Genomic DNA, 12,857 nt, shown 5'->3' with positions numbered 1-12,857 from the left:
ACGACCAACCATCAGCCCGCTGATAAATACCCCTAGAATGATGAAAATATAGAAGTTCAGGAACCCAACGCCCACGCCACCATAAAAGCAGTTGATCATCATGCCTAACAACGTGGTCACTCCTGTCATCGGGGTCATGCTGTCGTGCATGGCATTTACGGATCCATTACTGGTTACCGTGGTATAGGTTGCCCAATTGGCGGATGCCGCAGAACCGAAGCGGACTTCTTTCCCTTCCATGCTTCCCATTGCCTGGGATATGCCCATCTTATCAATGGTAGGGCTGCCGTGCATTTCGCTGACCACTGACGGTATTAACAGCATCAGGAATCCCAAGGTCATTACGCCGTAAATAGTCCATGCCAGCTTTTTCCTTTTGAGGACATACCCTAAAGCGAAAATCAACGCAATCGGAATCAGGATGATGGAAACCGATTCGACAATATTGGTGAGATAGTTCGGGTTTTCCATTGGGTTCGCGGAATTCGGGCCGTAAAATCCCCCGCCATTTGTTCCCAATTGTTTGATGGCTACGAACGCAGCTACGGGCCCGCGGCTAACATTTTGCTGCTGCCCTTCTAACGTTGTGACGGTATCTTTTCCCTCAAAAGTCATTGGCGTGCCATTGAATGCCAGAATGACGGCCACAACAAACGCCAATGGCAACAATATCCTTGTGCATGCACGTACAAAGAAGCTGTAGAAGTTGCCCAATGTGAGCGACGTTTTTTCCTTCATGGCCATAAACACGACTGCCGCAATTGCGATTCCGCATCCGGCGCTGATGAACTGCCATAACATCAGGACCAATTGCCCGAGGTAGGACAATCCGGTTTCCCCTGAATAGTGCTGTAAATTGGTATTGGTAATAAAACTGACTGACGTATTGAAAGCCAAATCGCCAGTCATAGAAGGATTCTGGTCAGGATTCAGTGGCAGCCATGCCATGTTGGTCAGGACCAGCATGGAGATGATGAACCAAACGACATTGATGGACAAAAGTGCCACAAGGTGCTTTTTCCAGGTCATCTCAACATTTGGATTGATACCACCTATCTTAAAAAATATTTTATCGATCGGATTGAAAATTTTGTCCAGCCAGGTACTTTCGTAGCTGAACACTTTGCCAATGTAACGGCCCAATGGAATGGCCATCAGCAAAACCAACCCGTAGGTTACTATAATTCCGAGTATTTCACTATTCATAATTAGAATTTTTCGGGTTTAATTAATACATAGCAGATGTACACGAAGACTGCTATGGCGATGATAAAGAGTATAGTCATAATGCTAGATTTTTTCGAAAATGTCGATTGCTTTAAAGAACAGTGCGAAAAATACCAGTCCGCATACTGCAAGAATCAATGCCATCATACTCCGGAAGTATTAATTTGTCTGACATATTCCACCTTAAGCCCTTTCGGAAAGAGATTGGAAATGCTGCAGTGGCGCAACTCCATAAATGATGAAACTGAAAATACATACACATTGGAAATGGCATTTTTAGTTTCATAATTCCCAGTTGTAAATAGTCGCTCTGCAACTGCAAGGTATTTTTTTGCCCTTGCAATGTTTCCGGACACGATCGCGACTTTTGTAATTTCTGCGAATCGTTCCGCCTTTTTGTAAATGGTGGTAACCTGATTTTTCATGGTACGAATTTTTAAGTTCGCTGCCGTATTTCCAAAAATTGGTCCAACAGCGGCTTAAAATCCTAAGCCATAGATTATAAGCCAGTTACCGTTTTTCAGGAAAAGATAGTTACAAAAAAAGCCTATCATAATGATAGGCTTTTATCGTTTTGGTACGCCGAAGTATATTTCGTTATTGGATTTTATATTCTTCCAACTTTCGGTAGAGCGTTGCAATGCCAATTTCGAGCAATCTTGCGGTTTCTGCCTTGTTGCCATTGGTGTAGTTTAAAACCTTCTGGATCTGAAGCTTTTCAACTCCAGAGAGCGAAAAAGCGGATACCATGCCGGGTTTTTCATTGGAAGCATTTTGAATTTCGTAGGGCAACACATCAGCAGTAAGCAGGTTATCGTTGGTTAAAATCACAGACCGCTCCACGATGTTCTTGAGTTCACGTACGTTTCCGGGCCAGTAGTAACTTTCCAGTGCACTAAGGAACGAAGGATCGATATCCAGTGTCCTTTTGTTTGTCTTTGCTGAAAACTGCTCCGTAAAATGTTGAACCAAAGCTTCGATGTCTTTCGTCCGTTCCCGCAATGGCGGCAGGTTAATTTCAAAAACATTCAATCGGAAATACAAATCCGCTCGGAAACGCTGTGCTTCGCTCTCTGCTTTTAAGTCCCGGTTCGTAGCGGCAATCAGCCTGAAGTTTGATTTTTTGGGTGTGGAATCTCCCACCGGAATGTACTCATTGGTTTCGAGTACACGCAACATCTTTGCCTGCAATTCAATGGGCATTTCACCAATTTCGTCCAAAAACAAGGTACCCCCATTGGCTTCTTCAATAAAACCTTTCTTGTCCTTTAACGCACCGGTGAAGGCGCCCTGTCTATGCCCGAAAAGCTCACTTTCAAGAATTTCCCTGCTGAAAGTACTGCAATTCAAGGCGACAAACGACTTTCCTGCACGGTGGCTGTTTTCGTGAATGGCCTGTGCAAAAACTTCCTTGCCCGTCCCCGTTTCGCCGGAGAGCAGTACGGTAGCGTCAATTTTGGCGACCTTCTTAGCTAAATCTGTCACACGGGCTAATGATTTTGATTTCCCTATAATGGTGTCAAAAGAATATTTGTCGGCGATCCTTTGCTCAAGATGGATTACCTTTTTTTCCAACTGACGCTTCTCTGATGCTTTGTACAAAAGTGGGATTACCTTGTCATTGTCATCACCTTTCACGATGTAATCGAAAGCGCCATTTCGTATCGCTTCCACCCCATCTGCAATTTTTCCGAATGCGGTAAGCAGTATGATTTCGGTCAGCGGAAAAGCGGCCTTTACTTTCTTTACAAAATCAACACCGTTGCCATCAGGAAGCTTTACATCGCAGAGGATTATGTCAACATCAGCCTGTCCCATTTTTTTAAATCCTGATGACAGGTCGGCGGCTTCCATCACGTTAAATCCTTCCGATTTCACAATCCGTGCGAGCAGCCCCCTAAGTTTTTCTTCGTCATCGATAATGAGTACGCTTTTCAAGGTCTAGTATTTTGGTTACAAATTTAAGTAATAAATAATTGCTGTTTGCGGATACGATGACTTCATAAGGATAAATCCGTTTAATTCACGCAGCATTGCAAGCCAACTTTTGTAGAACCTGCCTAAAATGCCGCAGATACGGGAAATAATATTTACTTTTACAAACCAAAAAACAAACCTTATGTCCGTAGCTAAAAAAGATTACAAGAAAATAACCACAAAGTCGCTTGTCGATATGAAAGCCAATGGCGAGAAAATATCGATGCTTACCGCTTATGATTTTACAATGGCAAAAATTGTAGATACTGCAGGCGTCGACGTGATTTTAGTGGGTGATTCTGCGTCTAACGTGATGGCTGGACATGAAACCACTTTACCGATTACACTCGATCAGATGATTTACCACGCGTCGTCAGTGATCAGGGCGGTGGACCGGGCTTTGGTTGTCGTGGATTTGCCTTTTGGAAGCTACCAATCGGATCCGAAGGAAGCTTTGCGTTCCTCGATAAGGATTATGAAAGAAAGCGGTGGACATGCGGTAAAACTCGAAGGTGGTAGTGAGATTAAGGAATCCATTAAAAAAATCCTCAATGCCGGAATTCCGGTGATGGGACACCTGGGCCTTACCCCGCAATCCATTTATAAATTTGGAACTTACACCGTTCGTGCAAAAGAGGAAGAAGAAGCCGAGAAACTGCTCGAAGATGCGAAATTACTGGAGAAACTGGGATGCTTTGCGTTAGTCCTGGAGAAAATTCCGGCACATCTTGCCGAGAAAGTATCTAAGAGCATTTCAATTCCCGTAATCGGAATTGGTGCAGGAGGCGGCGTTGACGGGCAGGTACTGGTAATCCATGATATGCTGGGGATGAATAATGAATTTAGTCCGCGCTTTTTGAGGCGCTATCTTAACTTATATGACCAAATGACCGGTGCTATCTCTAAGTATGTCAGCGATGTAAAGTCAACCGATTTCCCAAACCAAACAGAACAATACTAGATTCAACCTTCCGGTTGAGGTTGTTGTAAAAAATAATTCAGTGAAAACGGTCTCTAACAAAGAAAACCTTCAGGTCCTTTACGAAGACAATCATATCATCGCCATCAATAAACGCGTTGGAGATATTGTTCAGGGTGACAAGACGGGTGACAAGCCATTGAGCGATATTGTCAAGGAATATATCAAAGAAAAATACAACAAACCGGGCGAAGTTTACCTGGGCGTCGTGCACAGGCTGGATCGGCCTACAACCGGAATTGTAGTATTTGCAAGAACATCAAAGGCGTTAACCCGGCTTAATGCGCTTTTCAAGAACCGTGAAACGCAAAAAACGTATTGGGCTATTGTAAAGACAAAGCCTGCCGCTAACGAGGGTCATTTGGTACACTTTCTTAAACGAAATGAAAAAAACAATACCTCAAAGGCGTTTGAAAAAGAAGTGGAAAACAGCAAGTTGGCAAGTCTCGATTACAAAGTCATTAAATCGCTGCAACATTACACAGCGCTGGAAATTCTGCTGCACACAGGACGGCACCACCAAATTCGCGCGCAATTGGCTGCCATCGGGTCGCCGATTAAAGGAGATTTGAAATATGGCTCAGACCGCAGCAACCCGGACGGCGGAATTCACCTGCACGCCCGTAGGCTTGTACTCATTCATCCCGTGCTCCAAACGGAAATTTCAATTATTGCACCGGTTCCAGACGAGCCGGTTTGGAACGCCGTTTAAAATTACCATTAAAATCGATTTATATTTTCGGTAACTGCCTGAAACACGAGCAGTTTTTATATATTTGATAAAATAAAACCTCTACAATTATGAAAAAAATTACATTATTGCTTTGTGCGTTCTGTGCACTCCCTGCATTGGCACAGGAACATTTTTCAGGGCTTACCACATCGAAGCGTGTCGGCATCCTCAACGGAAACATGAACCCCTCCGAATTTGCCAATCTCGGAAGTCGGTTTGAAGTACAGATTTTCGGTTTAAGTGCGAACGCATCCAGTAACAAAGTGGGCTTCGGAGACCTCGTTGGCGGAGACAATTTGGAGGATTTGATTTTTGCCGGTAATGAACCCGTTAATTTTACGACGAATGCAGAAATCGCGTTTCCCGGATTTGCTTTCAAAGCGCTGGGCTGGGGATTTGGGATTTCCGCTGGAGGACACATTACGGCAAATGTTATTGATGTGGATTCCAACCTTGGACGGGCTTTGGTAAACAATGATTTTAATGCGACAACTGCTGCCGCGATAATTGACAACTCTGGCAATCAGCGCGTCAACGCAACGGTTTGGGGCGAGATTGGATTTTCAGCAGCGAGGAAAATTTTCGAAAACGACAAGCACCGCATCAATGGGGGAATTACTTTAAAACTATTATTTCCTGGTTCTTTATGCCAACATGGGTGCGGGTGATTTTTCAGGAACGATAGACTACAGTTCCGGCGATCCCGTTCTTCGAAATGCAAAGGCCAATGTGAACATTGCTTATTCGGGCAATTTCGCAGATAGTTTTACTGAATCCAGTGATTATACGAGTTCCGTTTTTGGACAATTAAAAGGAATGGCAACTGATATTGGTTTTGATTACCAATGGAAATCAGGTTCTTCCTATAAATTAAAAGTGGGGATGGCGGTAAAAAACATGGGAAGCATGACTTTTAAGTCGGATAAAAATAAATCTATAAATTATAGATTGGATATGAACGCCACCCAATCATTGAATTTAAATGAATTTAATAATGCCGAAAGCTTGTCTGACATCGAAGCCATTTTAAACCGTCCGGAGAATAACTTTTTTACAGAAACTTCAGAGAGTACAGATTTTAAAGTAAAATTGCCTACTGTGTTTAACCTTTACGCGGACTATAACCTGATTTCGAAACTGAACCTGACGTTATTCCTTCAGCAGAAAATGAATAAAGACGAAGGAAACAACCAGATTGCCTCACAAAACATTTTTTCGGTGACACCAAGGGTAAATCTTGGATTTTTTGAAGCTTTTTTACCGGTTTCATTCAACGAAATTTCTGGTACCACGGCAGGGTTCGGATTTAGACTGTCCGGATTTTATCTGGGTTCCAACTCTGTGCTGACTGCAATCGGCGATGGCAAACAGGCTGACGCTTATTTTGGTTATCGTTTCGGATTCCTATAACCAATAATCATCGTGCAATGAATTTCAGGCACAACATCCCTGTTCGAAAAAAGGCTCTTTCAAAGTTACTCCACAATATCATTCTCCACGAAAATGACATTGTGGAGGCTTTGTATAAAGACTTTCGCAAACCTCCGTTTGAATCGGTCTTAACTGAAACTTCGTTGGTGATTTCGGACCTGAAATATACGCTAAAGCACATGGAATCCTGGGCAAAGCCGAAGCGAACGCGCGCATCCCTTTTGAATTTTCCGTCACGCGATTACATCTACAGTGAGCCGTACGGGAAAGTTTTAGTGATTGCACCGTGGAATTACCCGTTCCAATTGTCAATGCTGCCACTGATTGCTGCGGTTGCCGCCGGGAATTCGGTTGTGTTGAAACCATCTGAGTTAACTCCGGCGACTTCTGCCTTAATTTCAAAGATAATCCGGGAAACTTTTGATGTAAAACACGTGGTAGCGGTATTGGGAGATGCCACAATTGCCGCTGACCTTTTAAAGAAAAAGTGGGACTATATTTTCTTTACTGGAAGCGTTGCAGTCGGGAAAATTGTCGCAAAGGCCGCCGCGGAGCATCTGACGCCGGTGACGCTTGAACTGGGCGGCAAGAATCCTTGTCTTGTTGATGACACTGCTAACCTCGCGGTGGCTGCAAAGCGTATCGTTTGGGGTAAATTCCTAAACGCTGGACAAACCTGTATTGCACCAGACTATATTCTTGTAAAATCATCGGCTAAAAACCAGTTGGTTGATCTGCTAAAAACTGAAATAAAAAGAGCATACGGCGAAAATGTAGAACAATCCGACGATTTTGCACGCATTATAAATTCAGAGCACTGGAAGAGATTGATAGGGCTGATTGAGCCGTATAAGATCATTTACGGCGGGCATACTAATGAGGATGAACGCTACCTCTCCCCTACGCTTATTGACGAATTTAACCTTGAAAGCGCCTTGATGAAAGCGGAGATATTTGGACCTATATTGCCTATATTGACCTTTGAAAACGACGATGATATCCACCGCATTGTATCAAATTATGACAAGCCCCTATCAATGTATATATTCACCGGATGCAGGGAATTTGAGCGAAGGATGCTGCGTTCTTATTCGTTTGGTGGCGGATGTATAAACGACACTGTGGTCCATTTTTCAAATAAGAGGCTACCATTTGGAGGTGTTGGTGCTTCCGGAATTGGAGCGTATCACGGTAAATTGAGCTTTGATATTTTCAGCCATAAAAAGGCTATCGTGAAAAAAGCAACCTGGCTTGACATTCCTGTCCGTTACGCACCCTACGATGGAAAACTTAAAATAATACGAAGCATCCTGAAGTGGCTCTGATTTTGTAAACGTCATAAACAGCAACGTATTCCGTTAATAATCTGCTATTTATTATATTTTAAAGTACTTTTTTTCTATTTTTACTAACAACCAAGGATTTCTTTGCGGGCAATTGTTATAAAAAAATCAGTAACGCATGAACCCAAATGCTGTTTCAATAGAATTTTTATCGACTATTTTCTGCCGTAATCACTTCAGCACAAATAGTTTAACGCCATTCATTCGGATTTCTTCACTTCATTACAGCACGGTTGTTCATGAAAAATGGTGGTTTCTTTTGGCCGCTTTTGTCATTTTAAGCCTGGTATTGTTAATACTGCTTAAAAAGATATCAAATTCCAAACCTGAGTTTGTTTCATCATTAAAGAGTAGGATTGATAGCAACCAATATCGGCTATACCTGCTTTTCTTTGGTGCGATGTTTCCTTTTACCGAACTATTTCTGGAGATTTTCAATGTTCGAAAACACAGTGAATTTTGGGTAAACTCACTGGCAGGAATGTTGTTGGTCGTCACCTATTATTTCAGTGATAAAAACGAGTTCCTTAAAAAAAACCTTAAGACTGTTTTTATTGCAAACTATGTGGCCCTGACCACTTACATCATCTATAAGCTTACTTTTCATCCGTTTGAATTGGTGACATTTGCGGAACTGCTGATCATTTTCTTTTTTGCGCCAGGTATTTTTCAAACACTCCGTTCCTATTGGATGTTTATCGCCAGCTTTGTCGTCGTATTTTTTATATTGTACCAAAGAAATATCGTCGCCCCAATCATCTTATTAACAATACTATACTCGGTTTTTTTCATTATCGTGATCCATTATTTACGGCATACGATTCAGCTGAACGCACAGGACAGGTTTGCATTCGCTGACCAGATTGTCAACAAGGGCAATTCACTTATTGTAGGCACTGACAAAAAAGGAGCCTTATCGTATTGCAGCGATAGCATATACGGAATCCTGGGCTATAAACCTGATGAAGTGATGGGACTAAATTTCTGGGCCTTAACCGAGGATCCGGAGTTCATCGGAGAACGGTATCATGATCATTACATCGACGAGCGGCTTTACATACGCAAGCTGAAATGCAAGAATGGGGAATACAAATTTATCCAGTGGAAGGACAAAAAATACAATGATAACCTGATTATCGGCATAGGACAGGATGTTACGAGCCAAATTGAAATACAAAACCAATACCGAAACCTGATTGAAAACGCCACCGATATTATTTTTGAAGTTGACCAAAATGGTGACTTTACTTTTATAAACGACTTTACCTCTACTTTCCTTGGCTTTTCGCGGGAGGAAATCATTGGAAAAAATTATGCTGAGTTTATCCGGGCAGATTACCGGGAAAATATGCAACGCTTTTATGAGGGTGTTTTTCAAATCGAAAATGATTTTCCTACCGCGGAATTCCCAATTCAGTCAAAAAGCAATGAAGAGTTCTGGGTTTCCCAAAGAGTAACCGCGCGTCAAAACCATGAAGGGAAAATTATCGGCTATTCCGGGATTGCGAGGAATATCACCGCCTTGAAGAATATCGAACTTGAAAACATGAAACGGCAGGCTAAGATTATTAAATACAATGCCACAATAAATAAATTATCCACGACGAATTATGCACGGCATAAAAACCTGATTACCACGCTGCAGATTATTTTAAAAAGTGCTGCAAGAGATTCAATGATTGAACGCGTGAGCTTTTGGGAATATCATCCTGAGCGTATTGTGTGTAGCTGTCTTTTTGATTTGCATTCGAGCACTTTTTCTAAAGGACGTATTTTCGAGAAAAAAGATATTCCCATTTATTTTAAGGCCATAGAACACGATAAGATCATTATTGCGGCTGATGTTAACAACCACAGGGAAACAAAGGAATTTCGTGAAAATTATTTTCGTGAAAAAAATATCAAATCACTGCTCGATACTACCATTACCCTAAATGGAAAAATGGAAGGCATCCTGTGCTTTGAAGCCACTACGAAACGCGATTTTGACAATGAGGATATCAATTTCATCCGATCCGTATCAGACATCATTTCGTTAGCGATTGAAGCCCAGAAACGCAAGGACATGGAAGATAAACTGGCCTACAAAAGTGAACTGTTATCTGCCTTAGCACATTGTACCGACAAATTCCTTTTGAAAAGTGATGCCCACGACATGTTCAGGGAAGCGTTTGAAATTATTGGAAAAGCGACCCATGCCGACCACATCTACTATTATGAAAATGACGTAAAAACAAATTTGATCAGCCAGCAGGTGAAATGGGCGAAATCAGGTGTCACACTGCAAATTACACCTTTACAACGGTTTACCCATGAGAACCTTAAGGAAATAACCGAGAGTATTTATGTTAAAAAGATATTTATTTCACATACCCGCGAGCTTAATGAAGGATTCTTTAAAGACCTATTACTAGCCAATGAAATAAAATCGATACTCATTATTCCAATTTTCAGGAAAAATGTATTTACCGGTTTTATCGGGTTCGACGATTGCGCTTTTGAAAGGATCTGGACAGAAGATGAGATAAAGATTTTACAGACCCTTGCCAATAATATCTCAGCGGCATTAGAAAGAAATCTGAATGAAACCATTATTCACCAAAGTGAGGAAAAGTTTCGCCTTTTGGCAGATAATATCCCCGGCACCGTTTACTTATTCAAGAATGACGAAAAATGGTCAAAAGTTTACATCAATGACCAGATTAAAAAACTGACCGGGTACGGAAAGGCCGACTTCCTCGAAAACCGGGTGCGCTATACGAGCCTGATTCATCCAGAAGACCAGCAACATGTGGCAATGGTGATTAAAAAGGCGTTGGACAATAAGCAGCCGTTTAACGTCGCTTACCGGCTGCAAAAGAAAAACGGACAGTTTGTCTGGGTAGAAGAGTTTGGCGATTTTATCATCATTGATAACGAAGTTGCCTTTGTCGAAGGAATTTTTATAGACATTACTGAACGCAAAGAAACTGAAAACGCCATCAAGGCACGCGAAGTCGCGGAAGCCGCGAATAAGGCAAAATCAGATTTCCTTGCCAATATGAGCCATGAGATACGCACGCCTTTGAACGGAATTATTGGTTTCACAGACTTGCTGATGAAAACAAATCTCGAGAAAATGCAGGAAAAATATATGTCGACCATCAACCAATCAGCGAATTCGCTTTTGGAGATCATCAACAATATTCTTGATTTTTCAAAAATCGAAGCAGGTAAACTGGAACTTGAAATTCAGCGACACAATATACACGAACTTTTAAATCAGGTAATTGATCTCATTTCATTTGAATCCAGTCAGAAAGATATTAAACTTGTCTTAAATATTGACGATAAGATCAGTGAATATATCTGGATAGATTCAGTAAGATTAAAACAGATTTTGATTAATTTACTCGGAAATGCGGTAAAGTTTACCGAACAGGGGAAAATTTCCTTGGAAGTTACCGTATTGGAAGAAAATGGACAAACCGAACGGACCATCAGGTTTTGTGTTAAAGATACCGGTATCGGCATCAAAAACGAAAACCAGGCGAAAATCTTTACTGCATTTTCCCAGGAAGACAATTCGACAACCCGAAAGTTTGGCGGTACAGGGCTCGGCCTGACTATATCAAATCAATTGCTGGGTTTAATGGGTGGTAAACTGCAATTGAAAAGTGAACCCGGAAAAGGAAGTGTTTTTTGGTTCGACCTCAAATTACGAACGGCAGATAACGTGATGTTAAACATGGAACCCTCGACCAGTAAAAAAATAGCATTGCCGGAACAAGTCATCAACGAGCGCTTAACCATTATGGTGGTAGAAGACAACGGTATCAATATGCTCCTTGTAAAAACCATTATAAAAAATATCATGCCCAATATTGCATTAGTGGAAGCGAACAATGGCGAAGTGGCCGTGCAGCAATTTCTTAAAAAGCAACCTGACCTTATATTTATGGACGTACAAATGCCCGTTAAAAATGGCTATGAAGCGACAGCCGAAATCAGGCTGCTGCAAAATGGGGAACTGGTACCAATCATTGCGCTGACTGCAGGAATCATCAAAGAGGAAAGGGAACGCTGTCTTCAAGCCGGCATGAATGACTACCTTACTAAACCGATCGTCAAGGGTTCAATTGAGGAAATTATCCGAAAATGGGTTCCGAAAGCAGACTTCACTCCATAAAACGTTTGGATTTTGAAGTGATTCTTAAGTCGGAATGCAAATATTTTTCATACTTTTGACGCTGTTAAAAAAACAGAAAAATGGCATCAGTAACACTAGGCGGAAACGCAGTAAACACAAATGGAGCGCTTCCTGTAGCAGGCGCCAAAGCACCGAATTTTCAATTGGTTAAAGATGATCTTTCAACGGTTTCGCTGGAGGATTTTTCAGGAAAACAATTGGTGCTGAATATATTTCCAAGTATCGATACCGGTGTTTGTGCAACTTCAGTAAGAAGCTTTAACGAGAAGGCCGCGAACCTCAAAGATACTGTAGTACTTTGTATTTCAAGAGATTTACCTTTCGCTCAAAAACGTTTTTGTGGCGCAGAGAACATTTCAAATGTGATGACTTTGTCGGATTTCAGAGATGGCGCTTTTGGAAAGGATTATGGGGTTGAACTCGTGGACAGTGGTTTCGCGGGGCTGCATGCAAGGGCTGTAGTTGTCGTTGGTACTGATGGAAATGTTAAGTATAGTGAACTTGTTCCTGAAATCGGAAATGAGCCTAATTATGACAGCGCTTTGAACGCACTTTAATTTTTTTCGATGAAAACAGATAATTCTTTTGTGACCGGGCGGCTTAAGAGCTTTAAGTTCGCTTTCGCCGGTGCTTATAAACTTGTTTCCACCGAACACAGCATCATGGTGCAATTTTCCATAGGCATTATCATGACGGCATTGGGATTTTATTTTGGAATTACCAAAACGGAATGGCTGTTTCAGGTGTTTGCAATCGGTTTGGTACTGAGTATTGAAGGATTGAATACTGCCGTAGAGAAAATCGCTGATTTCATACACCCTGATTTCCACGCTAAAATTGGTTTTATCAAAGATATTGCTGCTGGTGCGGTATTTTTTGCCGCTTTGTCCGCGTTGACAATAGCATGCATTATATACGTTCCGTATTTTATGGCGTTATAAGTGCGGCTTAATTTTTTATCTTTATAGCATATCTGAT

General features: G+C 41.7%; 12 protein-coding genes. 8 read left to right on the top strand and 4 right to left on the bottom strand.

The window, feature by feature from the left end:
- The 4 genes from kdpA to CFE23_RS13930 all read right to left on the bottom strand — a co-directional run.
- Positions 1–1,206, bottom strand: a 1,206-nt coding sequence (gene kdpA / locus CFE23_RS13945; protein ID WP_291089138.1) for a potassium-transporting ATPase subunit KdpA, incomplete at its 3' end; no start/stop codon positions are given.
- A 2-nt stretch (positions 1,207–1,208) separates the two neighbouring features.
- Positions 1,209–1,286, bottom strand: a complete 78-nt coding sequence (gene kdpF, locus CFE23_RS13940; protein ID WP_291089139.1) for a K(+)-transporting ATPase subunit F — start codon at positions 1,284–1,286, stop codon at positions 1,209–1,211.
- An 84-nt stretch (positions 1,287–1,370) separates the two neighbouring features.
- On the bottom strand, positions 1,371–1,652 hold the full coding sequence (locus CFE23_RS13935) for a hypothetical protein (protein WP_291089137.1): 282 nt from the start codon (positions 1,650–1,652) through the stop codon (positions 1,371–1,373).
- A gap of 172 nt (positions 1,653–1,824) precedes the next feature.
- Positions 1,825–3,165 carry a sigma-54 dependent transcriptional regulator gene (locus tag CFE23_RS13930; protein ID WP_291089136.1) on the bottom strand — a complete coding sequence of 447 codons (1,341 nt, stop codon included), beginning with the start codon at positions 3,163–3,165 and terminating at the stop codon, positions 1,825–1,827.
- 181 nt (positions 3,166–3,346) lie between these two features.
- Here CFE23_RS13930 and panB point away from each other — a divergent pair, with 181 nt between their 5' ends.
- The 8 genes from panB to CFE23_RS13890 all read left to right on the top strand — a co-directional run bounded on the left by panB (position 3,347) and on the right by CFE23_RS13890 (position 12,820).
- Positions 3,347–4,165 (top strand): 3-methyl-2-oxobutanoate hydroxymethyltransferase, encoded by an 819-nt coding sequence (gene panB / locus CFE23_RS13925; protein ID WP_291089135.1) that lies wholly within the window; start codon positions 3,347–3,349, stop codon positions 4,163–4,165.
- A gap of 40 nt (positions 4,166–4,205) precedes the next feature.
- Positions 4,206–4,895, top strand: coding sequence for an RNA pseudouridine synthase (locus CFE23_RS13920; RefSeq protein ID WP_291089134.1), 690 nt, complete (start codon positions 4,206–4,208; stop codon positions 4,893–4,895).
- An 89-nt stretch (positions 4,896–4,984) separates the two neighbouring features.
- Positions 4,985–5,584 (top strand): DUF5723 family protein, encoded by a 600-nt coding sequence (locus CFE23_RS13915; protein ID WP_291089133.1) that lies wholly within the window; start codon positions 4,985–4,987, stop codon positions 5,582–5,584.
- Positions 5,571–6,326, top strand: coding sequence for a DUF5723 family protein (locus CFE23_RS13910; RefSeq protein WP_291089132.1), 756 nt, complete (start codon positions 5,571–5,573; stop codon positions 6,324–6,326). The genes CFE23_RS13915 and CFE23_RS13910 overlap by 14 nt, the downstream gene beginning before the upstream one ends.
- A 17-nt stretch (positions 6,327–6,343) precedes the next feature.
- Positions 6,344–7,672, top strand: a complete 1,329-nt coding sequence (locus CFE23_RS13905) for an aldehyde dehydrogenase (protein ID WP_291089131.1) — start codon at positions 6,344–6,346, stop codon at positions 7,670–7,672.
- Between the two features lie 136 nt (positions 7,673–7,808).
- Entirely contained in the window at positions 7,809–11,858 is a 4,050-nt protein-coding gene (locus CFE23_RS13900) for a PAS domain S-box protein (protein ID WP_291089130.1), read from the top strand.
- An 80-nt stretch (positions 11,859–11,938) separates the two neighbouring features.
- Positions 11,939–12,436 (top strand): thiol peroxidase, encoded by a 498-nt coding sequence (gene tpx, locus CFE23_RS13895; RefSeq protein WP_291089129.1) that lies wholly within the window; start codon positions 11,939–11,941, stop codon positions 12,434–12,436.
- A 9-nt stretch (positions 12,437–12,445) separates the two neighbouring features.
- Positions 12,446–12,820 (top strand): diacylglycerol kinase family protein, encoded by a 375-nt coding sequence (locus CFE23_RS13890; RefSeq protein ID WP_291089126.1) that lies wholly within the window; start codon positions 12,446–12,448, stop codon positions 12,818–12,820.
- The last annotated feature ends 37 nt before the right edge of the window (positions 12,821–12,857 follow it).

Source organism: Flavobacterium sp. BFFFF1 (assembly GCF_002256285.1).
Taxonomy (GTDB): Bacteria; Bacteroidota; Bacteroidia; order Flavobacteriales; family Flavobacteriaceae; genus Flavobacterium.
The sequence above is the reverse complement of the archived record's forward strand: the minus strand, read 5'-3'. Positions and strand labels throughout refer to the sequence as shown.